Here is a 24,262-nt window from a genome sequence, read left to right on the forward strand (position 1 = left end):
TCAAGGACGCGGCCAAGGAAACGGCTTGCGGCGCGGACGCGCTTTCGCTTGCGGTTCCCGGCCTTCCGTGACAAAAGGCGGAAAACGGTTTGGAAGCGATGACGACAGCCTTTTATCCCGGTTCCTTCGACCCGATGACCAACGGCCATCTGGATATTCTCGTCCAGGCGCTGAACGTGGCATCGCGGGTGATCGTCGCGATCGGCGTTCATCCGGGCAAGGCGCCGATGTTCAGCTTCGAGGAACGGGCCGCACTCGTCCGGCAGTCGCTGGGCGAGGTGCTGCCGGATCGCCTCGGCGATGTGGACGTGGTGTCGTTCGGCAATCTTCTGGTCCACGCCGCGCGCGATCACGGCGCAGATCTCATAATCCGGGGCCTGCGCAATGGCACGGACCTCGATTACGAGATGCAGATGGCGGGCATGAACCACAGGCTTGCTCCCGGCCTCCAGACCGTGTTTTTGCCGGCGGTGACGGCTTCACAGCCTATTACCGCCACATTGGTACGTCAGATCGCGTCGATGGGCGGCGATGTCAGCGCCTTCGTTCCGAAGGCCGTGCGCGACGCTCTCAAAAAGAAACTCGGCCGGTGAGAACCGGTCATTCACGGAGATACTGATGAAGCTTCTCGGTTTCGCTCTCGCCGGAGCGCTTTCGCTTTCCGCCTTTTCGGCCGCCTTTGCCGCCGACGACTTCCTGACGATCCAGCTCAAGGACGGTCCGGTGGTCGTCGAGCTTCTGCCGGATGTCGCGCCGAAGCATGTCGAGCGCCTGAAGGAACTCGCGGCCTCCGGGCAGTACGACAACGTAGCCTTCCATCGCGTCATCGAAGGCTTCATGGCCCAGACGGGCGATGTCGAGCATGCGAACCTCGACAGGAACTACGATGCCAGCCGCGCGGGCATGGGCGGTTCCGACAAGCCGGATCTTCCGGCCGAATTCTCCAGCGTTCCCTTCGAGCGCGGCACCGTGGGCATGGCCCGCTCGCAGAACCCGGATTCGGCCAATTCGCAATTCTTCATCATGTTCGACGAGGGCAGCTTCCTGAACGGCCAGTACACGGTCGTCGGCAAGGTCGTTTCCGGCATGGAAGCCGTCGACAAGATCAAGCGCGGCGCTCCGGGCAGCGGTTCCGTCACCAATCCCGACCGTATGATCAAGGTCACGGTGGGCAAACCCTGATTCCATCCGGCGGGGTTTGCGAAAACCCCGCCACACGCTGTCGAAACATCAAAAGCCAAGGAGAGGACTGGCCATGACCGAGATCAAGGACCCGGAAAACACCATCATCATGGAAACGACCAAGGGCAAGGTCGTCATCGCACTTCTGCCGCAGGTGGCCCCCGGCCATGTCGAGCGCGTCAAGGAGTTGACGCGCGAAAAGGCCTATGACGGCGTCGTGTTCCATCGCGTCATCGAGGACTTCATGGCCCAGACCGGCGACGTTCGTTACGGCAAGCAGGGCGGCGCGGATTTCAATCCCTCGCGCGCCGGCATGGGCGGCTCCGAAAAGCCCGACCTGAAGGCCGAATTTTCCGCCACGCCGCATATTCGCGGCACCTGCTCAATGGCCCGTTCGGCCAATCCGAACTCGGCCAACTCGCAGTTCTTCATCTGCTTCACCGATGCGCCCTGGCTGAACAAGCAGTACAGCGTCTGGGGCCAGGTCACGGAAGGCATGGAGGTCATCGACCAGATCAAGCGCGGCGAGCCGGTGCGCGATCCCGATTCCATCGTTTCCATGCGCGTCGCCGCCGACGCCTGAACGGACCCGATTTCGGCCCGCCCTTTGCTGAAAGGCGAAGGGCGGGTTTGCCATGTCTGAAAGACGCCGCAAATGCGTGTAGACCTCTTCGATTTCGATCTGCCCGATGAAAACATCGCGCTCAGGCCCGCAAGCCCGCGCGACAGCGCCCGCCTGCTGGTCGTGAACCCTGAAGGCACGCCTGAACTGGCCGACCGCCGCGTATCCGATCTGCCGTCCTTCCTGAAGGCGGGCGATGCGCTGGTCTTCAACGACACGCGGGTCATTCCGGCGCAGTTCGAAGGGGTGCGGCTGCGTCCCGGCGCGCAGGAAACGCCGGTTTCCGCCACGCTTCACATGCGCGCCGCGGCCAATGTCTGGCACGCCTTCGCAAAACCCGGCAAGCGCATCAAGCCTGGCGACCGTATCCGCTTCGCCTCCGCCGATGGTGCCGCGCATGTCGAGGCGACGGTGACGGAAAAGCGCGAAGCGGGCGAGGTCGTGCTGGCCTTCGACCTTTCCGGGCCCGACCTCGACATCGCGATTGCCACCGTCGGCCATATCCCGCTGCCGCCCTATATCGCCGCGAAGCGCCCGGAAGACGAGCGCGACCGGACCGACTACCAGACGATCTATGCCCGCGAGAACGGCGCGGTGGCCGCCCCGACCGCAGGGCTCCACTTCACGCCGGACCTGTTCGCCGCCCTCGACGCCGCCGGGATAGAGCGGCATTTCGTGACGCTTCACGTCGGGGCAGGGACGTTCCTGCCGGTCAAGGCCGACGATACCGACGACCATCACATGCACCACGAAATAGGCCACGTGAGCGCGGAAACGGCCGCCGCCCTGAACGCGGTGCGGGCGAGGGGCGGGCGCATCGTTTCCGTCGGTACCACCTCCCTGCGCCTTCTCGAAAGCGCCACGAGCGGCGAAGGCATCATCCGGCCGTGGAGCGGCTCGACGGACATCTTCATCACGCCCGGATACAGGTTTCGGGCCGTGAATATGCTGATGACCAATTTCCATCTGCCGAAATCGACGCTTTTCATGCTGGTTTCGGCGTTTTCCGGCCTGGAAACGATGCGGCGCGCCTATGCCCACGCGATCTCCACCGGATACCGTTTCTATTCCTATGGCGATTCCAGCCTGCTGACCCGGAAGACCTGAATGAGCGAGAATTTCACCTTCACCCTGAAAGCGACGAGCGGAAAGGCGCGTCTCGGCGAAATCACCATGCCGCGCGGCACGATCCGCACGCCCGCTTTCATGCCGGTCGGCACGGTCGGCTCCGTCAAGGCCATGTATCTGGATCAGGTGAGGGAAGGCGGGGCCGATATCATTCTCGGCAATACCTACCACCTGATGCTGCGCCCGGGGGCGGAACGGGTCGCCCGCCTCGGCGGCCTGCACGAGCTGATCCGCTGGCCGTATCCGATCCTGACGGATTCCGGCGGCTTCCAGGTCATGTCGCTTTCCGGGCTTCGCAAGCTCGACGAGCAGGGCGTCACTTTCAAGAGCCATATCGACGGCTCGCTGCATCACATGTCGCCGGAGCGCTCCATCGAGATCCAGGGATTGCTCGACAGCGATATCCAGATGCAGCTCGACGAATGCGTCGCCCTGCCGGCCGAGGAAAAGGAAATCGAGCGCGCGATGGAAATGTCGCTGCGCTGGGCCGAACGCTGCCGCGTCGCCTTCGGTGAACAGCCGGGCAAGGCCATGTTCGGCATCGTGCAGGGGGGAGACAGCCAGGCACTGCGCATCCGCTCTGCCGAGGGGCTGAAGCAGCTCGACCTCAAGGGCTATGCCGTCGGCGGACTTGCGGTCGGCGAGCCTCAGAATGTGATGCTGGAGATGCTCGACATAACGCTGCCGGTATTGCCGAGCGAAAAGCCGCGTTACCTGATGGGCGTCGGCACGCCCGACGATATCCTGAAATCCGTGGCCCGCGGTATAGACATGTTCGATTGCGTCATGCCCACCCGCTCCGGCCGCCACGGGCTTGCCTTCACCCGACGCGGCAAGGTCAATATCCGCAATGCGCGCCATGCCGAGGACATGCGGCCTCTGGACGAGGAATCGTCCTGCCCGGCAGCGCGCGACTATTCCCGCGCCTATCTGCACCACCTCGTCCGCTCCAACGAGGCGCTGGGCGGCATGCTCCTGTCGTGGAACAACCTGTCCTACTATCAGGACCTGATGCAGGGCATCCGCAAGGCCATCGCCGAGGACCGCTTCGCCGATTTCCAGGCCGAAACCCTCGCGGCCTGGGAAAAGGGCGACATCGACGCACCCTGAGCGCCTGTCCGAAAAAAGTCACATCCGTGCGTGGATGTGCTTTCGTGCGGCATAGACCGATTCAAAGCGCTTGCGGAGGCGCTGAAGACGTGTAAATGAAGCGTCGGAGCAGTTCCCGCAACCATGTTCGGCGTTCCGCGGTCGAACTGCTCCCTCTGCCCCGACCGTATCTCGCGACATTCCCTCCCGTCTCGTCTTCGGAGCCGTTCATGGCTGCGCTCGCGCCCTCCGCCTTGCTGTTCTTCTGCAATTCCATCCTTTTCATCTCCCTGTTCACCCGCATGCCGGCCATCCAGGCAGGGCTGGGAATCGACAAGGCCATTCTGGGGCTGACGCTTCTCGGCATGCCCGTCGGCACCTTCCTGGCCCTGCCTGTGGCCGGCCGGATCGTGGAATGGCTGACACCGCGCGGTGCGGCGGCGCTGATGCTGGCCCTGCTGGCCTTCATCGAGCCGCTGTTTCCGATCATGCCGCTTCACGGCTTCGCCGCCTGTTTCGTCGCCTTCGCCTTCCTGCGCACGATCCTCGACGTTTCCGCCAACATGATCGTCAGCCAGACCGAACGCGTGACAGGTCGGCATGTCATGGCCCGCAGCCACGGCTTCTGGTCCGTCGGCCTGCTGGTCGGTTCCGTGCTCTCGGGCTGGCTGGCAGGTTTCGGTTTTACCCCGGCGGTGCATCTCGGCTTCGTCGGCGCGGCCATTTTCGCCGCTGCGGGCGTCGTTCTGCTCATAGCGCCCCGGCCGGACGACGCGGCGCGGTCCGTTTCGGCGCGCCGCCGCAGCATCGTCGTTCTCCCCAGCCGTGCGATCCTGTTGATCTGCGTGATGATCTTCGGCATGGCGATTTCCGAAGGCGCCATCTACGACTGGGGCATGTTCCTGATCCGCGAACGCATCGCGCCGGACCCGACCGTCGCCGGCCTGCTCTACGCCTGCTTCACCATCGGCATGGGCGGAACGCGCCTGGTGGGCGACCATCTGCGCGGTCGGTTTTCGGCGCCGGCCATCGTTCGTGGATCGGCGCTGGCGGCGGCTCTCGGGATCGCCTGGCTGGTTCACGCCGGCAGCTATGCGGGCGCCGCCGTCGCCCTCGTCCTGACCGGGTGCGGGATGGCACTGATCACACCGCTGGCCTTCTCCACCGCACTGGCTCTTCCCGGGCGCTCGCAGGCCGACAATCTGACGGCGCTTGCCATGTGCATGCTGATCGCGACGCTGGGCGTGCCGCCGCTTCTCGGGATGGTGGGGGAACATGCGGGCATCCAATGGGCATTTCTGATCCTTCTGCCCTTTATCGTGCTCACATTTGCGATGGCGCCCGTGGTTGCCGGACGGTCGATCAGGTTGAGCTAACGCCCAAGCCATGCTTCGATGCCACGAGCTGCGGCCCGGCCCGTGGCGAGGCAGGCCGTCAGGAGATAGCCGCCGGTCGGAGCCTCCCAATCGAGCATTTCGCCCGCTGCGAACGTGCCGGGCAGGGCCTTGAGCATGTATCGCTCGTCGATTGAATCGAGGGTGATGCCGCCCGCCGACGAAATGGCTTCGGCGATCGGGCGAGGGCGCTCCAGCGAAAGGGGAAGGGCCTTCAGAAGGGCGGCCAGCGTGTCCGGGGGCAGGGTTGCTGCATCGGGAACACATTCGCGCACCAGCGCCGCCTTCACACCCTGAAGACCGGTCCCCTTGCGCAGCCGGTTAGAAAAGCTCGCCTTTCGGTCCTGGCGCGCCATGTCGCGCGCGATGCGGCCGGCGGCACGGTTTGGAAGAAGATCGAGCGTCAGCACAGCCTCTTGTGCGGCATCGATCCGGTCGCGCAGGCTGGCGGCATGCGCATAGACAAGGCTGCCTTCGACGCCGTGTCGGGTGATGACGAACTCGCCCTGAATCTCTCCGGCGTCCGACGTCGCGCTGACGGACTTGACGGGCTCTCCCGCGAACCGGTCCCTGAAACCGTCGCTCCAGCGTCGTTCGAACCCGCAATTGGCCGGACGGAAGGGCACAACGCCCACGCCGTGCCTGGCGATCGCATGCACCCACGCGGCATCCGAACCGAGCCTCGGCCAGCTTGCACCGCCGAACGCCAGCAGAAACGCGTCAGCCCGGACATGAATGAGACCGGCGGGCGTTTCGACAATTGCTTGATGGTCGCGGAAGCCCGTGAAGCGGTGCCGCGTCAGAATAGTCACGCCGCTGGCTTCGAGCCGCGCCCGCCACGCCCGCAGCAGGGGCGACGCTTTCATGACGACGGGAAAAACCCGGCCCGACGTGCCGACGAAGGTCTCGCTCCCGAGCGCCTGTGCCCAGGCCCGCACGGCGTGGGGCCCAAAAGCGTCGAGCGCGGGCCGCAGAAAGCCGCTCGCCGCGCCGAAGCGTCCGGCGAAAGCCGAGAAATCTTCCGAATGCGTGATGTTGAGCCCGGATTTCCCGGCCAGCAGGAATTTCCGGCCGATTGTCGGCATCGCCTCATGGACCGTGACGGCGAAGCGCCCGGTTGCGCCGAGCACTTCGGCAGCGGCAAGACCGGCAGGACCGCCGCCCAGTATGGCTACCGTCTTCGTGGTCATGGGCGCTCCGGGGTTGATTCTCGAACCCCTGTTCTGGCCGATCGCACCGCCAATGCCAAGCGGGCAGGGAAGGGAACATAATCGGCGCCGGGGACGTTGTTGCCCCGATGCGGGTCCGGGAGAGATTCGCTTTGCTGCCTGTCCCGCGAAATTAGAATAGTGATTTTATCGAAAATATTGACTGAAAAGGGTCTGGAGACGAGAATACGATTGTGGCGATGTGAAGGCTGAAGGTATCAGCCGCAACGAAGGAGGGACTTGAACCATGATTGGCGGTTTCAGCATGCTTTCGTTCGATCTTTTCGGCCTTTTCCGCGGCCCGGCTGAGCCGGACGCCGTAAAGGAGCAGGACAGGGAGACCGCCGCGAAAGGCGGAATCTTCTTCTTCGGCATGTTTCCGGTTTTATAAGGAGGAGAGTGAGATGGCACTTGCTTTTCAAAGGGGAACCGAAACCGTAGGCCGGACGCGTCGCATATCCATGCGCGATGCCTTGCATGGGGTCCTGCCGTGGGTAGCGGTCATCGCGTCGTTCCTGTTCGTGGCGGCGGTGATTGCCGGACTCTGAAGAACATCCCAATTCCTGTCAGACGGAAGTTACTCTGGAAAATCGGCATGGAATCAAACGTATTCCGTGCAAGCTGTGCATTGCATCCGGTGTGTCAGTCCGGTAGGAGGAGATGACATGCCCGCATATCTTGCGACGTGCTGACGATATTCCGAGAGTTGACTTGCCGATGCTGACGAAGAAGGGAAAATACGGCCTGAAGGCGATGGCCGATCTGGCGCAACTTGCGCCGGGCGAGACTGCGTTCGTGAGCGAGATCGCTGCTCGCAACAATATTCCCAAGAAATTTCTCGACACGATTCTGCTGGAACTGCGCAACGGCGGCATGCTGCGCTCGAAGAAGGGTCCGGGCGGCGGCTATGCCTTGTCGAAGCCGGCGTCGGAAATCTATGTCGGCCAGATCGTCCGCACGCTCGACGGTCCGCTTGCGCCGATTCGCTGCGCCAGCCGCACGGCCTTCGAGGCGTGCGAGGATTGCGCCGACCCCGAGAGCTGTCGCGTGCGCAACTCGATGTCGCAGGTGCGCGACGCCATCGCCAATGTCCTCGACAAGATGACGCTCGATCAGTTCCTGTCTTGCGGCAACGACGAGCCGGCCGACGCCAATATCGAGCGGGCCTGAAAACCGCCGGCTCATCCCGCAAGGGCGGGGCGATGCAATGCCGGCCGAACTTTGCGGCAACGATCCCGATACCCAGACCGGCAGTTCACCAGGGGGCAAATCCTACGACATTCATCAAGATCGATATGGGAGCAGGTCCGTTGTTGAGCCCACCCCGACTACAGATCATCATTGCATAACATAGATTATGGAACTTAAGAGGGGCGAGTTCCTGCGGTCGGCCTGTCTTTGTCCCCGCCATTCAGTCTCACTTTATTCGACATTATTGAGTTCGACTGTCACAGCCAGACCGTCATAGGCCGGTTCGACATGCGGCGGCGTTTCGCCCATGACCGTCTCATAGTCCAGCGGTGTGTGCATATGCGTCAGCACCGCACGCTGAGGCGCCAGCCGCTCGATCCATTCGAGTGCCTGCTCGAGCGAGAGATGGCTTGGATGGCGTTTGTATTGCAACGCATCGATGATCAGCAGATCGAGGCCGCCGAGCTTTGAAACGGTCTCCGCCGGAAAATCCGATACGTCGCTGCAATAGGCCACGTCACCGATGCGGAAGCCCAGCGAATGAATGTCGCCATGTTCCTGTTGCAACGGCAGAAACGATATCGGCCCGCCGGCGCCCTCGATACGGATCATGCTGTCCGGCGTCTCGATGATTTCAGGCCGTACGACCGGTGGATAGCTGCTGCCCGGCGGCGTTTCGAGACAATAGCCGAAGCCCTGGCGAATGCGCGCCATCGTGAAGGCGTCGGCATGTATGGGGATACGGTTTTTCTGCATGATGAAATAGCCGCGCAGATCGTCCAGCCCGTGAAGATGATCGGCATGGGCGTGAGTATAGACGACGGCATCTATGTGCCGGACGCTGGCCTCGATCATCTGTTCGCGAAAATCCGGTCCCGTATCGATAACGACGGTTGTCGTGCCGCCGTCGGGCGCGGTCTGCTCCACCAGCAGCGCGGCGCGCCGGCGACGGTTTTTCGGGTTGGCCGGGTCGCAGGCTCCCCAGTCGCCGATGATGCGCGGCACCCCCGGAGAAGATCCGCAGCCAAGGATCGTGAACCGGCGCTGCCATGTCTTCGGCGCAGGCGTCATGCGGTGACTTTCGGCATTTTCGAGAAGATCCGGAGCGCGTTTTCCGTCGTGATCCGGGCTATCTCTTCGTAGGAAACGCCTTTTACTTCGGCCAGAACCTCGGCCGTGTTCACCACGTAGGACGGCTCGTTGCGTTTGCCGCGCCAGCGTTTGGGCGCGAGATAAGGCGCATCCGTCTCGACGAGAAGCCGGTCGAGCGGCACGGTCGCGGCGATCTCGCGCAACTCGGTCGATTTCGGGAATGTCAGGATTCCCGAGAAGGATACATAGCCGCCAAGCGCGACGCCGCTATCGGCCAGCGCCTGTCCAGCCGAAAAGCAATGGAGGATGAAAGGGAAGGCGCCCTTCCCCGTTTCTTCCCGCAGAATGGCTGCCATATCCTTGTCGGCGGCCCGGCTGTGGATGACCAGCGGAAGCTGCGTGCGCCGGGCGGCCTCGATGTGGCGCAGAAGCCCGGTCTTCTGGTCTTCCGGCTTCTGCGTGTCGTAGAAGTAGTCGAGGCCGGCCTCGCCGATCGCCACGATCTTTTCGTGCGATTGCGCCAGCGCCACGAGGTCGTCGGCTGTGATGTCGAGTTCCTCGTTTGCATTGTTCGGATGCGTGCCGACGGAACAGAAGATGTTCGGATATTTTTCCGTGATCGCAAGCAGGGTATCGAGCTTGCGGACACGCGTCGAGATCGTCACCATCTGGCCAACGCCGGCCTCTAAGGCGCGTTGCACGATCGCGTCGCGCTCCGCCTCGAAGTCGGCGAAATCCAGATGGCAATGGGTATCGATCAGCATCGGGCCGGTCCTTACGCTTCCGGCGCGACGTAGCGCGGGAAGACCGGCTGCGGCGCCTGAAGCGGCGTGCCGGGCACGAGACGCCCGCCCTCGCCCAGAGCGGCGAAATCCCGCTTGTCGTCAGGCACGGCAACCAGGTCCAGCAGCTTTCCGGCGCTGTCCGGCATGATCGGCTGGAGCAATATAGCGATCTGGCGCACCACTTCGGCAGTCACGTAGAGGACCGTGCCCATGCGGACCGGATCGGTCTTCTTCAGCGCCCACGGCTCCTGACCGGCGAAATAACGGTCGGTTTCGGAGACGACCGCAATGATGGCGGCCACGGCCTTGTGGATCTGCTGGCTGCTCATTTCCTCGCGGCACACGTCCAGAAGACCGTCGACGGAGGCGAGCATCGCCTTGTCGGCATCCGTGAATTCACCGGGTGCGGGGATCTGTCCGTCGCAATTCTTGACGATCATCGACAGCGAGCGGCTGGCAAGGTTGCCAATGCCGTTGGCGAGGTCCGCATTGATCCGGGTCGCGATCCCCTCCTCGCTGTAGGAGCCGTCCTGGCCGAAGGATACTTCGCGCAGGAAGAAATAGCGCACCTGGTCGACCCCGAAATGGTTCACCAGATTGACCGGATCGACGACGTTGCCGACCGATTTCGACATCTTCTCGCCCTTGTTGAGCAGGAAGCCGTGGGCGAAGACGCGCCGGGGCAGCGGCAGGCCGGCGCTCATCAGGAAGGCCGGCCAGTAGACGGCGTGGAAGCGGATGATGTCCTTGCCGATGATATGGACGTCCGCCGGCCAGAATTTCGCCCGCGGGCCGTTCGGGTCCTCCACATAGCCGGTGGCGGTGATGTAGTTGGTCAGCGCGTCGACCCACACATACATGACGTGGGCCGGATCGTCCGGAACCGGGATACCCCAGTCGAAGGTGGTGCGGGACACCGACAGGTCCTTGAGGCCCGACTTGACGAAGGAAAGGATCTCGTTGCGGCGCTCGGCGGGGCCGATGAATTCCGGTTCGTCCTCATAGAGTTTCAGGAGGCGGTCCTGATAGGCGGAGAGGCGGAAGAAATAGCTCTCCTCCTCCACCCATTCGACTGGCGTACCCTGCGGCCCGTAGCGTATGCCGTCGTCGCGCAACTCGGTTTCGCCTTCCTGGTAGAAGGCTTCGTCGCGCACGGAATACCAACCGGAATAGCTGCCCTTGTAGATATCGCCATTGGCCGCCATGCGGCGCCAGACCTCCTGGACCGTCCTGTGGTGACGCTCCTCGGTCGTGCGGATGAAATCGTCGTTCGAGATGTTGAGAAGCTTCGCCATCGCCTCGAAGGCGTCGGAATTACGCCTGGCGAGTTCCTGCGGTGTTATTCCTTCGGCGCGGGCCGTCTGCTGCATCTTCTGGCCGTGTTCGTCCGTTCCCGTCAGGAAGAAAACCGGACGCCCGTCGAGCCGCTGGAAGCGCGCGATGGCATCGGTCGCGATCTTTTCATACGCATGGCCGATATGGGGCCTGCCGTTGGGATAATCGATCGCGGTGGTGATGTAGAACGGAGACTTGTCTGTCATGGTCGGCTTTGATCCGCTGAATTTTTCAACATGCCGCTCTTACTCCAACTGGGCGGCAAGCGAAACAGCAAGTTTGCCCGAAATGCCGATTCGGGGCTCGTCTCAGCCGAGCGCCTTCACGTCTTCGAGCAGCGAGATGATCGTCTGCTTGCGGTCGAGATTGTAGGCCTGGGCGAGACGAAGCCGCTCCTGAACGTCGGATGCCAGACGCGCATGCCGTTCGGCCGCATCGAGATCGCCGGACAGCGCCGAAGACCGGGCCCGCATCATCACCGTATTTTCCAGATGACCGGTGAAGAAGCCGTGCAGCACGTCGCTGTCCTTGGCCGACAGGACATCGGCCAGCTTGTGCATGGCCTTGCGTGCCGCCGGCCCCGAGGCATCCAGAACGCCCGACAGCGCCTCCGCGATGTCCATGCCGCCGTAATTGACGAGCTTGATCGCCTCCGACACGCTGCCGCCCGCTTTGGCCAGTACGGCATCGGCGTTCGGGCCGGGATCGAGGCGAAGAGCGGACAACGCCTTGCGCAGGTCCTCGTCCGCCAGAGCCTCCAGCCGCAGCGGCAGGCACCGGGACCGGATGGTGGGAAGCAGGCGGCCGGGAGCGTGGCTGAGCACGAGGAACATGGCCCGCTTCGGCGGCTCCTCCAGGATTTTCAGAATGGCGTTCGCCGCGTTCCGGTTCAGATCGTCGGCCGGATCGATGATGACGATGCGCCAGTTGCCCGTTCCCGATGTCTGGGCGAAGAAGTGCCCGGCCTTGCGAACCTCGTCCACGGTGATCGCGGCCTTCACCCGGCCGGTCTTCTCGTCCACCGGCCGCGTCAGATGCAGGAGATTGTGCGAGGCTCCCGCCGCGATCTGCCGGCTGACCGCCGATTGCGGATCCGGATCCGCGAGCCGGTCCGGCGCGTCCGCCGGATCGGGATGGCTCAGCACATGGTTGGCGAAACGAAAGGCGAGCGTCGCCTTGCCGATGCCCTGCGGCCCTTCGATGAGAATCGCATGGTGCCCCTTGCCCGAGCGGTAGGATTGGGCAAGGAAGTCTTCCGCCGCCGCATGGCCGAACAATCGCGTGGTCTCGGACGGATGGACGGCGCCGTCGAGAACATCGTGCCGCTCGCCGCTCATGTCGCGCCTTCCGTTTCGCCGCCTGCCGGCGCGATCGCAGCAAGGAGCGGCGTGACTGCCGCCATGACGTCCCGCGCTATTGCCGCCTCGTCGCGCCCGGCATCGATCACGCGACAGCGCTCCGGTTCCCGGCGGGCGATCTCCAGAAAGGCCTGCCGGCGCGCCTCGTGAACGGCGATGGTTTCCTTTTCGAAGCGGTCGGGCTCGTCGCCGGTCCCCTGCCCTTGCGCCCGGGCCTTCGCCCGCGCCAGACCCGCGGCGGCCGGAATGTCCAGAATGATGGTGATGTCGGGGGCGGTATTCTCGATGGCGATGCGTTCGAGACGATCCAGAAAAACCGGCTCCAGATCTCCCGGGCCACCCTGATAGACCCGTGAGGAATCCATGAAGCGGTCGCACAGAACGATGGCGCCGTTTTCCAGCGCCGGACGGATGACGTCCCGGACATGGTCGTTGCGGGCGGCGGCGAACAGCATGGCTTCAAGCCCGGTTCCGAACCGCTCCGCCTCCCCCGACAGGAGGATGTGGCGCACGGCTTCGGCGCCGGCCGAGCCGCCCGGCTCACGCGTTACAAGAACGTCGAATCCCCGGCGGATCAGCTTGTCCGCCAGATGGCGGATCTGCGTCGATTTGCCGGCGCCCTCGCCGCCCTCGAAACTGATGAACAAACCTCTGGAATCCGGCAAAACGCTTTCCTGTCGGGTTGGGAATCTTCACGCGGAAAGACCGCTCGCCCTTCATAGAACAACGGGGACGGCAATGAAACAGGCCTCACCGCCAGAAAAAAACAAGCGCCCACAAAGCCGCCCCTGCGCGGCTTGCCAGCGACCCCTGTTCCACGGATTCCGCAGTATAGACCGGCGCTTCCTGAAGGACCGTCTCGCCGACCTTCACTTTCAGTAGGCCGATTTCCCGGCCCTTTTCGACAGGCGCGCGGATCGGGCCGCGATATTCGATTTCCGCCGACAGACGGCCGGTTTCCGCTGTCGGTGCATAGACATGGATGTCGCCCAGCGGCGCTAGCGCCACCTTCGCGGCATCGCCGCCATAGACCTCGGCCTCGCCGGCGATGTCGCCGGCGGCATAGGCGCGCATGGAGACGAACCCGTCGAACCCCCAGTCGATCAGCCTTGATGCCTCCTCCAGCCGTTCCCGTTCACTGGCAAGGCCGCTCATGGCGAGAAACAGCCGGGTTTCACCGCGCATGGCTGTCGCAACGAGGCCGAAGCCGGCGCCGTCCGCATAACCGGCTGCGAACCCGTCGACGCCGGCCACCGAACCGAACAGCGGGTTCTTGTTGCGCTGGCGGATGCGGTTCCATTCGAAATCGACCTGCCCATAGAGCGCGAAAAAGTCCGGATAGGAGGATTGAATGCGCTGTGCGAGGGTCAGGGCATCCCTGACCGTCATGCGGTTTTCGGCCGAAGGCAAGCCGGTGGCGTTGCCGAAGCGCGAACCGCTCAGTCCCAACACTGCGGCGCGTTCGTTCATCCGCTGCGCGAAGGCGTCTTCCGTGTCGGACAAGCCCTCCGCCAGAACGATGCAGGCATCGTTCGCATTCTGCACGATCGCCCCGGTCAGGAGGTTGAGAACGGAAATATTCGTCCCCAGGGCCGCAAACATCGTCGTGGTGCGCGACGGGGCGCCGCCGCTGCGCCAGGCATGTTCGCTGACGCGAAAGGTCGTGTCCGGCTGGATCTCCCCGCGCGTCAGGGCGTCGGCGACGGTCTCGACCGTCATCAGCTTGGCCAGCGAACCCGGCGCGAAGGGCTCGTCCGGGTTGCGGGAAAGAAGCACGGTTCCCGTTGCGGCTTCCACCATCAGAATACGCGGTGCCTTGACGTCGGTCAGCAATGCGGCGTTTTGCGCCGCGCCCGGGGTGGCAGGCGAGACCGACAGGCCCCAGACCAGAACGAAAAGCGCTTGCCGGTTCTTCATGCAAGCTCCCTTGAGACGGGACGACCCGGCTTTACGGATTGACCGGCATGGCCCCTTGTGTCCAAACCAGAGCGACGCCCGGCCTGCTCGCCGGCTGCGCCGCCGACACCGTCTGGGGCACCATCTGCATGACCGGAGCCGCGGCGTCCGCGGTCGTCGCCATGCCCGCATGAGGACGCGGCACCGGCAGCGGGCCGGCGGACGGAAGCACCGCGAAGGTTCCTGCGGCTTCGGTCTCGGCAGCAGACGTGGAGGCCGACATCATCGCGAAGGCCGAAGGCCGTGCCCCGTTGCTCGGTGTCGGGCCGGACAGGCTGGTCTGCAACGAGCCGGAGGTGGCGAAGGACCGGGCGCGACCCGACGCGGACGAGCCCGCGCTGTCGTTCGACGCCACCATGACGCCGGTGGCGATCTGCCCGTCCGGTGCGACCGACGGCAGGCGGTCGCCCTTGCGCACGTAGGAGGCCATCAGGAACGGCATGTCGTGACCGTCAAGCGGCGCCTGGCCCATATACTGGACATTGACGCGTCCGGTGCCGGCGCGCTTGAAGTCGAGCAGTTCGGCGGCCTTGTTGGAAACGTCGATGATCCGGCCCTGATGGAAAGGGCCGCGATCGTTCACGCGAACGACGACCGAGGAACCGGTATCGACATTGGTGACGCGCGCATAGCTCGGCAGCGGAAAGGTCGGATGGGCGGCGGAAAGATGCTGCTGGTCGTAGACTTCGCCATTGGCGGTGAGGCGGCCGTGAAACGCCGAGCCGTACCAGGATGCGAGGCCCGTCTTGTTGTAGCCGGGATCTTCCTTGGGCACATAGGTCTTGCCCTTCACGGCGTATGGCTTGCCGACCATGTAGCGGCCGCCGCCCTTCGGCACCTTCGCGCCATCGGCGACGCGCGGGCTGGCCTTGACGCCATAATCCTTCTCGGAAAAATATTCCTTGGAGCGCGTCTGCTTCTTGGTCTCGGCCTTCTGCGTGGTGGCGCAGGATGCCATGCTCAGACACATCACCGGCAATATGATCCACGAAATGCCCTGTGCCAGTTTACGTCCAGCCTCGATCTTGGTCATACTGCCCCACATCTGCTACTAGCCGGCTTGAAAAACGCGATAATGCGACCGGCTCGCCACTCCTGCATGTCCCCTTGGCAGGGTACTACCATCTCCTCTTTCAGTAGCACAAGATGGCAAAATTGGGAGTCGCGAGTCGAGATCGTTAAAATTCAATACATTATGGTTAACGATTGGTTAAAATAGTGCGCGTGGCCCGTTCGCCGGGCAATCGTTCCGCGGTCTTGCCCGCCATAAGTTCGGCGCCTTGCCGAATGTCCCCTTGCAAAATCGCTCCGGTTCACGTCATAAGGCGACGCGAGGATGGGTGGCCGAGCGGTTTAAGGCACCGGTCTTGAAAACCGGCGTAGGCGCGAGTCTACCGTGGGTTCGAATCCCACCCCATCCGCCAATTTTGCTGTATTTAGTGGGTTCTCCGCATGGTTTTCAGGATGAACCCGCCTAAAAACCCGCCTTCCCGAAAGTGATGGGATGCGACGGAAAACGATGTTGTGAGACGACAACGAGCCGCCCTTGAGGCGGCTTTTTGTTGTCTATCATGGACGCATTTCCCATTGGCTCATACCATGCACACTGAATCAACTGTGTGGGGGCGTGAGACGGGATGGCGTTGCATGATGATGTAGCAAGGTTGCGCGAGGCGCGAACACAAAACGGAGGGGCCGCGGTCCCGGCGGCGCTTCAAGGCGTCACGAAGGAGAAGATCAGGCAAGTTCTTGGGCGTCTCGATCTTGGCAACAACGCCGATCTTGTTGATGGTATCTTTGCGCTTCTCGATGACCAGACAGACAGTTGGTTCTCAAAGGCTACCGCCGGGACGAAGTTCAGTCACGGCGCGACTACCGCGCACCTCGCTTGCCATATCGGCATCCTTCAGCGTGGAAACGGAAAGCTGGACCGCGAGGGCCGGGACTACTGGATCAAGCCCCTTCGTGAGTTGGGCGGCATCGAGCCGATCCTGCTTCACGGCAGCGAGTTTATTCACGGGCATGTCGTAGCGAAGTCGCCCAACTCCTCATACCGGCTGGCCGAAGATTTCAAGGCGATCCTTCAAGCCCCGGACGATCAGTGGCCCGGGATGCTTGCCGGGTGGGCGCAACAGGATGCAGCGAGGCGGCGGCGTGAGTTTCAGGCCGCGATGGCTGAGGCGTCCCGGCAGTTGGTTGATACCGGGCACAGCGACTTGATCCAAGCCAGCATAGACCACTACGCGGCCCGCTTTCTGCCCGGATATGAGGTCATCTATGTCGATGACGGAGACGGCGACCGGATCACTGACGAAGATCGGGAAACGTTGGCCCGCGCGGGCATTGAACTGCGTCTCGGGGATGCGATGCCGGACGCGCTGCTGTGGAACCCGGAGACGGACCGGCTTTGGGTCATTGAGGCCGTGACCAGTGACGGCGAGGTGGACCTTCACAAGGTCAGTCAGCTTCGGACGCTCGCGGAGCGTTGCGGGAAGGCTGGCGTGGACTTCACCACGGCCTATCGCACATGGAAGGAAACCGCGGCCCGCCAAGGTGCCCAAGGGAACGTGGCGGTGGGCAGCTACATCTGGATTCAGGCCGATCCGGCCAAGCACTTCCGGGTCGAGTCCTTCGAGTAGCCCTACAGCAGGGCCTCTACAATCGCGTCGATCTTCTCTTGCTCCGGGAGGACCTTACCGAAGTGGCGGCCCGCCTCCTCAAGCTGCTTCACGGTCGGATAGTGGAGGTTGCGGAGGTCGGTAGCGTTGACCTGCGTGTGTCCGCTGAACTGGCGGAAATACTGGTCAACCGCTGTCGAGTTCAAGAACAGCGCGAGTCCCCGCGCGAGGTCGCCGGGGAGCCCTTCGCCGTTCAGGTGGAAGTAGTTGAGATGGTTCTCGAAGCCCACCACCTCCGCGTCGATGCGCACCGGGTCATACACGACAGCCACAAGCCGCCGCTTCTCCTCCTTTGAGGAAAACCGTTTGGTCAGAACATAGGTGCCGCACGGGACCATAAGCGCCGCCGTTTCGTCGTTCGATACAAGGGCGTTGGGCTTCTTCGCGCCAGGCTTCGGCCACGAGACATAGCCCCCGTTGAAATGGCACGGGTAGATCAACGGTACGCTGCCCGGTTCCGGGTCTTTGCGTAGAAAATCACGCGCGCGGAAGTCCACCACACGCCCGGTCGAGACGGTCACGCCCAAGTCGCGGAGCGTGCAAGGCAGTGCTTGAACTCTCAAAGCAAGGTCGCCATCCTCCGCGGACACGGCCAAGCGAATGAACACATGCGGATCGTTCGGCAGAACAACATCAGCAAATTGAACGTCACGCGCGCTCGCGTCGAGGTCCTGCGGGCTGTGGCTCAATGAGATGCGAACGGTTGCAGGTTGCGGCTCCGACTTGATGAGCTGATAGATGATGTTCTCTTGTAGAACTTCGTCATCCTTGAACGCTTGCTTCCGCGACTCATAGACGTGGATCTTTCGCAGCGCGGAGTGTTCCAGCATGAAGCGCCGGAACGGCTCGAAGTAGGACCCGTTGCAGAAGCTGCGCGGCGTGATCGCCACGAGTTGGCCGCCGGGCTTGAGCTGGTCGAGGGCGACAGCAACGAAAGCCGTGTAAAGGTTCGTTGTCTCGATGCCCATAGTGCTCAGGGCCTTGCGCGCCTTGGACCCGGTGTTGATCTTCGCGTAGGGCGGATTGAGGATGGCGCAATCGTATTGCTCGGCCTCGGAGTGCTCCGACAACAACGGTTCCGCGGAGTGCAAGATGTAGTCATCCGCGACAATGCGAGACGTGAAGGCAATTCCCGCCTCCTCGCATTCTTCGGCGCAAGCAATCAATGTCTCCGCGAGGTGTTGCCCAAGTAGCGGGTCAACCTCGAAGGTGGTCACGTCGATGGATCGAGGACGATCCTTTCGGCTGATAGCTTCCCGGACAAAAGCAGCGGTCAGCGAACCAACGCCCGCGCCCGCATCGAGTAAGCGAATGCTCTTGGGGAGGCGGTCGAACATCCCGGCCATGAACGAGGCGACTGGAGCGGGCGTCATGAACTGCCCGAGCTTGCTGCGCTGCTTCGGGTCGAGAGTCGGGGAGACTTCGCGGCGCGCCGTATCAGCTTGGATAAGTGCAGGAGCGATTCGCCGCGAAACTTCCACCAATTCCGTCAATTCATTCACCATTTCTCGTCATCTTGAGGCTTCACAGCCTTCGTTCGTCTTACCTCGTATTATCCCCGCGCTGCTTGGGAGCGGCTACCAAAACTTTTCCACTGGGGCGAGGCCACCCCCTCCCCACGCCCGGCCCTCAGTTCGGAGTAGGACGCCCATCCCATACCGGGCGTGGGAGGAGTTGAACAAGGGTCAGCCCCGAAGCCTTCTGCCGGCCCGCCTCGTGAGGGGCGAGGACAGGCGGTTGCGTGACGCTGGGCAGGCTTTCGGCTCCGGGGCTGATTCGTCAACAAGTTCGCGGGCCTTCTCCGTGCAGGACGTACATAGCCGGTTCCCCGCGTGCGCGCTCCAGAAGTCGCGGCCAGCAGCGATGCCATCCGCTGCGCCCCGGAGTGTGTCGAAGATCGCGCGGTCAAGGTACGGGCGGGGGTCGCGGGCGGCGCGGGTTTCGATGTTCTCGTCAGCGTATTCCGCGACCACGTCATGCCCAGCGGCGAGCGCCCACGCCCGGAGCGGCGCGAACTGGTCCTCAGTGACCGGGTCGGTGTCGAGTGCCCGGCGGGCGTACAGAATGAAGCGGGCCATGATCGAACTCCAAATCCAAATTGCTGTTTTCAATAGGGATTCTACCGACCGAATCACGGCAGATAAAGGTTTTTAGGCGGGTGTATAGGCGGGTTTATGCGCGCAATGTGCGGAGATTCCACGCTCTATGGAGACTTCGGCGGAGACGGCCTCCGCCTGCCGCTGCGGCGTGCGATCTTGTATGCGAAGCGGGCGCTGGTGGCCCATGACGCCGGGCGGCGGTGCGCGCGTGCCTCATGCCCAAGAGGGGCGGAACGATGCGGGCGGAACGACGGAACGATGCCGAAAAGCATCGTACCGGCAGCATCGTTCCGGCCTAAACCCCAGTCCCTTATGGCTTTTCTTCTCTTACGGAACGATAGAACGATAGAAAAGCTATAGGACAGGAAAACGAGTAGAGGGACCGGCTACGGCGCAGCGCCTCCCCTTGGGCAACCGCCGCCGTCTCCTGCAAGAGAGTAGCTTTTCCATCGTCCCGCGTTCCGCCCCCATCTAGACCCCAGCCGTTATTGGCTTTTCGGCGGAACGTTGGGCATCGTTCCGCATCGTCCCGGCCATCGTTCCGCGCCCATATCGCCAGCGGCGAGGTTGCCCCCGCCGCCGGTGTTCATCGTCAGAACGGATCAGGCGCGACCTCCGGCGGCTCACCGTCGCCGTTCCAGAAATACACGCGCTGCTTGCCTCCGCTCAGACGCACAGGCCCGGCGGAAGGCTCCCAGCCCAGCCGCTCCATCACCGACCGCACCCGGTGCGTGATAGCACCGGCCCGGTTCCGGCGATCCAGCCCAAGCACGCGGTACACCCGTTCATTGGTGACGTAGCGCCGTCCTTCATGCTCGCCTTCGGCCTTGATGCTTTCCAGCATTTCGCGGAAGATGACCGCGGCCAGCGTCATATCCGACAACTCGCCGCCGCGCGGCGCGAAGAAAACAAGGTTGCTATCCTCCAAGCGCGGAAGGGCCTTCAACAACGTGACGGCCTCACCAGTCAGCGGCACGCGATGCTCCTTGCCCATCTTCATGCGCTCCGCCGGGATCGTCCATTCTTTGGCTTCGAGGTCGATTTCATCCCACGTCGCGCCGCGGACCTCGCCGGAGCGGGCAGCAGTCAAGATGGTGAACTCCAACGCCCGCGCGCCGTTGCCCTCCATCTTGCGCAGGCGCTTCATGAACTTGCCGACTTCGGCAAAGGGCAACGCCGCATGGTTGCCGTTCTTGGCTACCTTCGTGGGCTCCGGCAGCATCGTGTCCAGGTAGCCCTTCCAGCGCGCAGGGTTCGTGCCGCTGCGGTACTTGCGGACGGTTGCCCAGTCCAAGACGGCCTCAAGGCGGCCACGCACGCGGGAGGCGGTTTCCGTTTTCACCTTCCAGATCGGTTCGAGCACTTCCAAGACATGCGGCGTGTCGATGTCGCGGACTTGTAGCTTGCCGATGAAGGGGAAAGCGTAGGTTTCCAGCGTGTTGTTCCACTGCTGGGCGTGCTTCGCGTTCTTCCACTCGGGAGATTTCGCGGCGATGTATTGCTGGGCGGCTTCCTCGAAGGTGATTTCAGTCGCCCGGCTCGCCAGTAGGGCGGAGCGTGCGGCCTTGCGCTCGGCCACCGGGTCGATGCCTTGGATGATCTTCTCCCGGACCTCGCGTGCCTTGTCCCGGGCCTGCTGTAGCGTCACCGCCGGATAGCCGCCCAAGCCGACCTCGCTGCGGCGCTGCTTGCCATCCGCGGTCGTGCCGACCGTGACCCGTAACAGCCAAGTTTTTCCTCCGCCAGGAAGGACCTGAAGATGAAGCCCGGGGACGCCTCCAACGGCGTACATTCCCGTCTGTGAGAGGCGTTTCACCTCCAACGCTGACATTTCTTTCGCTACTCGTGGCATAATCTCACCCGCCTATAAACCCGCCTAAAGATACGCGATCTTACGCGATTAGTCGAGACCAGACGAGACGACTGAACTTGCCAAAGTCTTGTAGATACGCGGGTTTCCTGCCAGAATCGAGACCAAGCGAGAGGACGCGAGACCCTACGATGGGGGACACCCCATCCGCCATCGGCCACCAGTCGCGCGATATTGCCGCCGTATCGCTAGGAAGCGCGATCGAAACGCGCCATTCTCCGCTCCAGCCTATATCTTTGGTCAGGGTTCCAAACGGATTCAGCGCGATACCATCGGCTTTTCGCCCATTGCAGTCATTGGCAAAGACGGTCACAACTGATCGCGTATTTCTTTTGCTTTCGACGTGATCGTCCCATTTTCACTGGCAGGACTGCATGGACGCGTACGGCCACCTTCGGATGCTTGTCAGCCTGATCATAGGGCTTGCGATCACCCGCACGCTTTCCGGTCTGTCGCGCCGCCTTCAGGAGCCACAGAAAACCGACCGCACGCCTTCCCAGATTGTCTGGTCGCTGGTGCTTCTGCTCGGCACCGTCCACTTCTGGTGGTGGGAATTCGCGCTGCGTCTTATCGACCAGTGGAATTTCTGGATCTACATATTTATCCTCCTATACGCATCGCTGTTCTTCCTGATGTCCACCCTGCTTTATCCCGATCACATTCAGGATCATGCTGAACGAGAAGGCTTTTTCATCCGCCGCAGGCATGCGTTCTTCGCGCTGTTCGCGTTGTCCTTCGTCTTCGATATCGCGGATACCCTGATCAAGGGAGCGGAGCATCTGGAGTCCCTCGGGGGCTGGTATCTCGTCCGTACCTTTGCCGGAATTGTGATAGCGCTCGTGGCCATGCGAATGGAGAACAGCAGGGCCCTGATGTGGCTCGGCCTGGTCTGGCTGACCTGTAGCGTAATATGGATCACCATGCTGTACAGCGACCTGATCTGACCGCCGCTCGTTTCCATCGGGCACTCCTCGCGGCGCGCGCATCGGGATCGGAAAATCGCACGCCTTCCATAGCCTCCCGAGAACGGAACGGGGCTCACTGCGGCCAGCGGGTTGACCCTCTGATGACGTGTCGTTACCCTTGCGCCGTTAAATCAAAGCGCCGGTCAGGAATTCCCGACACACTATTATGCGGACATGCGGTCGCCTCACCCAGAGGATTGATCGCATATCGCGGGATTTCGGCAAGCACATCGTGCTTTCGTGGCGTTACATCATCTCTCAGGGAGCCAACCAAACGCTTGAACGAGCGACAGAAGGGCATTCAGATACTCGTATGAAGATTTCCGATACAGCGAAAGAAGCTGAAATTAGTCCACCATTTCCTTCCAAAACCAAAAGCGATGAATATCGTTTCGTACTGCTCATCACGGCAGTCGCCACGATGGGTTCGCTTGCATTCGGATATGACACCGGAGTCATAGCAGGCGCTCTGCCCTTTATGACGCTGACGCCGGCGGAAGGCGGGCTCGGACTGAACCCCGTCACCGAGGGACTCGTCACATCGGCGCTGATTTTCGGCGCGGCAGTCGGATCGTTGATCTCGGGACAGCTTTCGGATCGCTATGGCCGACGCAGTGCCCTTCTCGTCCTGGCATTCATCTTCTTCTTCGGGGCGCTCGGCACGGCATGGGCCCCGAATATCCCCGTGATGGTGGTGATGCGTTTCGTTCTGGGGCTGGGGGTCGGCGGCGCCTCCGCGGTGGTTCCGGTCTTCATTGCCGAAATGGCCCCGGCCAACAGGCGCGCCAGGCTTGTCACCCGCACCGAGATGATGATCGTCACGGGACAGCTTCTGGCCTATGTCGCCAGCGCAACTCTTGCGATCACCATCAACAACCCGGAGGTCTGGCGCATCATGCTCGCCGTGGCGGCGGTCCCGGCGGCTCTGCTGTGGATCGGAATGCTGGTCGTGCCGGAATCGCCGCGCTGGCTTGCACTGCACAACCGCGAGGATGAAGCCCGCAAGATCCTGAGCCGTATTCGCCAGGATGAAGAGGCGCGTGAGCGCGAGCTTGCCGCTATGGTCGAAGTAACCCCGGATGGCGAGCCCGCGGGATGGTCACATCTGAAGGAACCGTGGATTCGCAACCTTCTCCTGATCGGGATCGGCCTGGGATTCGTGATCCAGTTCACCGGCGTCAACGCCTTTATGTATTTCACGCCGATCATCCTGCAATCCACCGGTCTCGGCACCGAGGCCGCGCTCACCGCCACCATCGCAAACGGCGTGGTGTCGGTCGTCGCAACCGCGATGGGCATCTGGCTCATCACGCGCCATCCGCGGCGCCTGATGCTGATGGTGGGCCTGACGGGGGTCATCGCGGCGCAACTGGCCATCGGGCTTGTCCTGGAACTCATGCCGGTCGGCCCCGCGCGGAGCTATCTCGCGCTGCTGTCGATCCTTGTCTTCCTGTTCTTCCATCAGGGCATGATCGCCACCGTCTACTGGCTGATGATGTCGGAACTCTTCCCGCAGCGCGTGCGCGGACTGGTCGCCGGGCTTTCGGTCGCCGTGCAGTGGCTGTTCAATGCGAGCGTGGCATTTTTCTTTCCGGTCATGCTGCACCTGTTCGGTCCGGGAACCTTCTTCCTGTTCGCGGGAATCAACGTGCTGTCCCTGATCTTCGTGATCCGGATCGTGCCGGAGACCCGCGGCCGGTCGCTGGAAAAGCTGGAACAACACCTCGAGGAACGCCTCAGCTGAGGCCTTCCGATGCGAGGGCTGTGAAGAGGAGAAAGGGCGGACGCAGTTCGCCCTTTCGTCGTTTTCGGTCCGCCATTCGCAATCCCTCCCCGTACCGCCTTCGTTCGGCTGGCCCGCGATTCACGCCCGGATGGAGCCGTGGCGCTTTAATTGAAGCGAAAGAAAGCGGGTATATACGCGTATAGAAACACGACAAGTTGCATTGACGATATGGGGTAGAGCATATGCAGCAAAATCCGAACCTTCAGACACGCAAGGCCGAGCGCAGCAAAACGAGGATTTACGGCGTCGTCCGCTACTACAATCAGGCCGCGAAGGGGCGCGTGGTCGATCTTTCGGCCACGGGCATGGCGCTCGAGTTGCAGGAACCGTTCGCCGCGGCGGCCGGCAGCCGTATCCGCATCGAAAGCGAAGATCTCGGTTTTCTGGAAGGAACCGTCGTCTGGAATCGCGGCGGCCGCCTCGGCGTCAAGCTTCAGCTTTCGACCAACGCGCTCGCCAAGATCTCATCCTATTTCCGCTTCTTCCACGAGGAACCGAAATCGACGTTCCTGCCGGGCTGAGCA

The 24,262-nt window shown here is 62.6% G+C and carries 22 protein-coding genes, 1 tRNA gene and 1 pseudogene; 13 read left to right on the forward strand and 11 right to left on the reverse strand.

Annotated features, from left to right (window positions below; translation table 11 throughout):
- The first annotated feature begins 98 nt into the window (after window positions 1-98).
- From coaD to NOF55_RS11120, 6 genes are all read left to right on the forward strand, one after another.
- Entirely contained in the window at window positions 99-593 is a 495-nt protein-coding gene (gene coaD / locus NOF55_RS11095) for a pantetheine-phosphate adenylyltransferase (protein WP_306411687.1), read from the forward strand.
- Window positions 594-618: 25 nt separating this feature from the next.
- Window positions 619-1,182, forward strand: a complete 564-nt coding sequence (locus NOF55_RS11100) for a peptidylprolyl isomerase (RefSeq protein WP_306411430.1) — start codon at window positions 619-621, stop codon at window positions 1,180-1,182.
- Between the two features lie 73 nt (window positions 1,183-1,255).
- Window positions 1,256-1,765, forward strand: coding sequence for a peptidylprolyl isomerase (locus tag NOF55_RS11105; protein WP_306411431.1), 510 nt, complete (start codon window positions 1,256-1,258; stop codon window positions 1,763-1,765).
- Window positions 1,766-1,837: 72 nt separating this feature from the next.
- The gene (queA, locus tag NOF55_RS11110) at window positions 1,838-2,911 is read left to right on the forward strand and encodes a tRNA preQ1(34) S-adenosylmethionine ribosyltransferase-isomerase QueA (protein ID WP_306411432.1); all 1,074 of its coding nucleotides are present in this window, start codon (window positions 1,838-1,840) and stop codon (window positions 2,909-2,911) included.
- A complete protein-coding gene (gene tgt / locus NOF55_RS11115) occupies window positions 2,912-4,042 on the forward strand; it encodes a tRNA guanosine(34) transglycosylase Tgt (RefSeq protein ID WP_306411433.1) in 1,131 nt (376 codons plus the stop codon).
- A 209-nt stretch (window positions 4,043-4,251) separates the two neighbouring features.
- Window positions 4,252-5,397, forward strand: a complete 1,146-nt coding sequence (locus tag NOF55_RS11120) for an MFS transporter (RefSeq protein ID WP_306411434.1) — start codon at window positions 4,252-4,254, stop codon at window positions 5,395-5,397.
- Here NOF55_RS11120 and NOF55_RS11125 read toward each other — a convergent pair.
- Window positions 5,394-6,605: a TIGR03862 family flavoprotein gene (locus NOF55_RS11125; protein ID WP_306411435.1), complete on the reverse strand. Its 1,212-nt coding sequence runs from the start codon at window positions 6,603-6,605 to the stop codon at window positions 5,394-5,396. The two genes, NOF55_RS11120 and NOF55_RS11125, sit on opposite strands and share 4 nt — an antisense overlap.
- 422 nt (window positions 6,606-7,027) lie before the next feature.
- Here NOF55_RS11125 and NOF55_RS11130 point away from each other — a divergent pair, with 422 nt between their 5' ends.
- The gene (locus NOF55_RS11130; RefSeq protein ID WP_306411436.1) at window positions 7,028-7,171 is read left to right on the forward strand and encodes a hypothetical protein; all 144 of its coding nucleotides are present in this window, start codon (window positions 7,028-7,030) and stop codon (window positions 7,169-7,171) included.
- Between the two features lie 169 nt (window positions 7,172-7,340).
- Window positions 7,341-7,793: an RrF2 family transcriptional regulator gene (locus tag NOF55_RS11135; RefSeq protein ID WP_306411437.1), complete on the forward strand. Its 453-nt coding sequence runs from the start codon at window positions 7,341-7,343 to the stop codon at window positions 7,791-7,793.
- 252 nt (window positions 7,794-8,045) lie between these two features.
- Here the strand turns inward: NOF55_RS11135 and NOF55_RS11140 are convergent, their stop codons facing one another.
- The 7 genes and pseudogenes from NOF55_RS11140 to NOF55_RS11170 form a co-directional block, all read right to left on the reverse strand.
- Window positions 8,046-8,885 (reverse strand): MBL fold metallo-hydrolase, encoded by an 840-nt coding sequence (locus NOF55_RS11140; protein WP_306411438.1) that lies wholly within the window; start codon window positions 8,883-8,885, stop codon window positions 8,046-8,048.
- Window positions 8,882-9,670 (reverse strand): TatD family hydrolase, encoded by a 789-nt coding sequence (locus tag NOF55_RS11145; protein ID WP_306411439.1) that lies wholly within the window; start codon window positions 9,668-9,670, stop codon window positions 8,882-8,884. The genes NOF55_RS11140 and NOF55_RS11145 overlap by 4 nt, the downstream gene beginning before the upstream one ends.
- Before the next feature lie 11 nt (window positions 9,671-9,681).
- Window positions 9,682-11,241: pseudogene (gene metG / locus NOF55_RS11150) on the reverse strand (methionine--tRNA ligase); the annotation flags it as partial.
- Window positions 11,242-11,334: 93 nt separating this feature from the next.
- Window positions 11,335-12,363: a DNA polymerase III subunit delta' gene (locus NOF55_RS11155; RefSeq protein WP_306411441.1), complete on the reverse strand. Its 1,029-nt coding sequence runs from the start codon at window positions 12,361-12,363 to the stop codon at window positions 11,335-11,337.
- Complete coding sequence (gene tmk / locus NOF55_RS11160; protein WP_306411442.1) at window positions 12,360-13,049, reverse strand: dTMP kinase; 690 nt, start codon at window positions 13,047-13,049, stop codon at window positions 12,360-12,362. Before tmk ends, NOF55_RS11155 begins: the two co-directional genes overlap by 4 nt.
- Before the next feature lie 85 nt (window positions 13,050-13,134).
- A complete protein-coding gene (locus tag NOF55_RS11165) occupies window positions 13,135-14,301 on the reverse strand; it encodes a D-alanyl-D-alanine carboxypeptidase family protein (protein ID WP_306411443.1) in 1,167 nt (388 codons plus the stop codon).
- Between the two features lie 31 nt (window positions 14,302-14,332).
- Window positions 14,333-15,310 (reverse strand): septal ring lytic transglycosylase RlpA family protein, encoded by a 978-nt coding sequence (locus NOF55_RS11170; protein ID WP_370868974.1) that lies wholly within the window; start codon window positions 15,308-15,310, stop codon window positions 14,333-14,335.
- A gap of 364 nt (window positions 15,311-15,674) precedes the next feature.
- On the opposite strand from NOF55_RS11170, the gene NOF55_RS11175 reads away from it, so the two are divergent.
- Both NOF55_RS11175 and NOF55_RS11180 read left to right on the forward strand, forming a co-directional pair.
- Window positions 15,675-15,764: transfer RNA gene (locus tag NOF55_RS11175), tRNA-Ser, on the forward strand.
- A gap of 213 nt (window positions 15,765-15,977) precedes the next feature.
- The gene (locus NOF55_RS11180) at window positions 15,978-16,979 is read left to right on the forward strand and encodes a BsuBI/PstI family type II restriction endonuclease (protein ID WP_306411445.1); all 1,002 of its coding nucleotides are present in this window, start codon (window positions 15,978-15,980) and stop codon (window positions 16,977-16,979) included.
- Window positions 16,980-16,981: 2 nt separating this feature from the next.
- Here the strand turns inward: NOF55_RS11180 and NOF55_RS11185 are convergent, their stop codons facing one another.
- The 3 genes from NOF55_RS11185 to NOF55_RS11195 form a co-directional block, all read right to left on the reverse strand.
- Window positions 16,982-18,523, reverse strand: a complete 1,542-nt coding sequence (locus tag NOF55_RS11185; protein ID WP_306411446.1) for an Eco57I restriction-modification methylase domain-containing protein — start codon at window positions 18,521-18,523, stop codon at window positions 16,982-16,984.
- 180 nt (window positions 18,524-18,703) lie between these two features.
- Complete coding sequence (locus NOF55_RS11190) at window positions 18,704-19,096, reverse strand: hypothetical protein (RefSeq protein WP_306411447.1); 393 nt, start codon at window positions 19,094-19,096, stop codon at window positions 18,704-18,706.
- A 613-nt stretch (window positions 19,097-19,709) separates the two neighbouring features.
- Window positions 19,710-20,933, reverse strand: a complete 1,224-nt coding sequence (locus NOF55_RS11195; RefSeq protein ID WP_306411688.1) for a tyrosine-type recombinase/integrase — start codon at window positions 20,931-20,933, stop codon at window positions 19,710-19,712.
- Window positions 20,934-21,385: 452 nt separating this feature from the next.
- On the opposite strand from NOF55_RS11195, the gene NOF55_RS11200 reads away from it, so the two are divergent.
- The 3 genes from NOF55_RS11200 to NOF55_RS11210 all read left to right on the forward strand — a co-directional run bounded on the left by NOF55_RS11200 (window position 21,386) and on the right by NOF55_RS11210 (window position 24,259).
- The gene (locus tag NOF55_RS11200; RefSeq protein ID WP_306411448.1) at window positions 21,386-21,931 is read left to right on the forward strand and encodes a hypothetical protein; all 546 of its coding nucleotides are present in this window, start codon (window positions 21,386-21,388) and stop codon (window positions 21,929-21,931) included.
- A gap of 253 nt (window positions 21,932-22,184) precedes the next feature.
- On the forward strand, window positions 22,185-23,696 hold the full coding sequence (locus NOF55_RS11205; RefSeq protein WP_306411449.1) for a sugar porter family MFS transporter: 1,512 nt from the start codon (window positions 22,185-22,187) through the stop codon (window positions 23,694-23,696).
- Window positions 23,697-23,920: 224 nt separating this feature from the next.
- Window positions 23,921-24,259 carry a PilZ domain-containing protein gene (locus tag NOF55_RS11210; protein WP_306411450.1) on the forward strand — a complete coding sequence of 113 codons (339 nt, stop codon included), beginning with the start codon at window positions 23,921-23,923 and terminating at the stop codon, window positions 24,257-24,259.
- Window positions 24,260-24,262 lie beyond the last annotated feature (3 nt).

The sequence above is a fragment of the Ectorhizobium quercum genome (assembly GCF_026552795.1).
GTDB classification, from domain to species: Bacteria; Pseudomonadota; Alphaproteobacteria; order Rhizobiales; family Rhizobiaceae; genus Ectorhizobium; species Ectorhizobium quercum.

What these genes read in the sequence shown, in the direction of transcription:
- coaD (WP_306411687.1), top strand. Translation starts at nt 99, where the DNA reads ATGACGACAGCCTTTTATCCCGGTTCCTTCGACCCGATGACCAACGGC.
- NOF55_RS11100 (WP_306411430.1), top strand. Translation starts at nt 619, where the DNA reads ATGAAGCTTCTCGGTTTCGCTCTCGCCGGAGCGCTTTCGCTTTCCGCC.
- NOF55_RS11105 (WP_306411431.1), top strand. Translation starts at nt 1,256, where the DNA reads ATGACCGAGATCAAGGACCCGGAAAACACCATCATCATGGAAACGACC.
- queA (WP_306411432.1), top strand. Translation starts at nt 1,838, where the DNA reads ATGCGTGTAGACCTCTTCGATTTCGATCTGCCCGATGAAAACATCGCG.
- tgt (WP_306411433.1), top strand. Translation starts at nt 2,912, where the DNA reads ATGAGCGAGAATTTCACCTTCACCCTGAAAGCGACGAGCGGAAAGGCG.
- NOF55_RS11120 (WP_306411434.1), top strand. Translation starts at nt 4,252, where the DNA reads ATGGCTGCGCTCGCGCCCTCCGCCTTGCTGTTCTTCTGCAATTCCATC.
- NOF55_RS11125 (WP_306411435.1), bottom strand. Translation starts at nt 6,605, where the DNA reads ATGACCACGAAGACGGTAGCCATACTGGGCGGCGGTCCTGCCGGTCTT.
- NOF55_RS11130 (WP_306411436.1), top strand. Translation starts at nt 7,028, where the DNA reads ATGGCACTTGCTTTTCAAAGGGGAACCGAAACCGTAGGCCGGACGCGT.
- NOF55_RS11135 (WP_306411437.1), top strand. Translation starts at nt 7,341, where the DNA reads ATGCTGACGAAGAAGGGAAAATACGGCCTGAAGGCGATGGCCGATCTG.
- NOF55_RS11140 (WP_306411438.1), bottom strand. Translation starts at nt 8,885, where the DNA reads ATGACGCCTGCGCCGAAGACATGGCAGCGCCGGTTCACGATCCTTGGC.
- NOF55_RS11145 (WP_306411439.1), bottom strand. Translation starts at nt 9,670, where the DNA reads ATGCTGATCGATACCCATTGCCATCTGGATTTCGCCGACTTCGAGGCG.
- NOF55_RS11155 (WP_306411441.1), bottom strand. Translation starts at nt 12,363, where the DNA reads ATGAGCGGCGAGCGGCACGATGTTCTCGACGGCGCCGTCCATCCGTCC.
- NOF55_RS11165 (WP_306411443.1), bottom strand. Translation starts at nt 14,301, where the DNA reads ATGAAGAACCGGCAAGCGCTTTTCGTTCTGGTCTGGGGCCTGTCGGTC.
- NOF55_RS11170 (WP_370868974.1), bottom strand. Translation starts at nt 15,310, where the DNA reads ATGTGTCTGAGCATGGCATCCTGCGCCACCACGCAGAAGGCCGAGACC.
- NOF55_RS11180 (WP_306411445.1), top strand. Translation starts at nt 15,978, where the DNA reads ATGGCGTTGCATGATGATGTAGCAAGGTTGCGCGAGGCGCGAACACAA.
- NOF55_RS11185 (WP_306411446.1), bottom strand. Translation starts at nt 18,523, where the DNA reads ATGGTGAATGAATTGACGGAATTGGTGGAAGTTTCGCGGCGAATCGCT.
- NOF55_RS11190 (WP_306411447.1), bottom strand. Translation starts at nt 19,096, where the DNA reads ATGGCCCGCTTCATTCTGTACGCCCGCCGGGCACTCGACACCGACCCG.
- NOF55_RS11200 (WP_306411448.1), top strand. Translation starts at nt 21,386, where the DNA reads ATGCTTGTCAGCCTGATCATAGGGCTTGCGATCACCCGCACGCTTTCC.
- NOF55_RS11210 (WP_306411450.1), top strand. Translation starts at nt 23,921, where the DNA reads ATGCAGCAAAATCCGAACCTTCAGACACGCAAGGCCGAGCGCAGCAAA.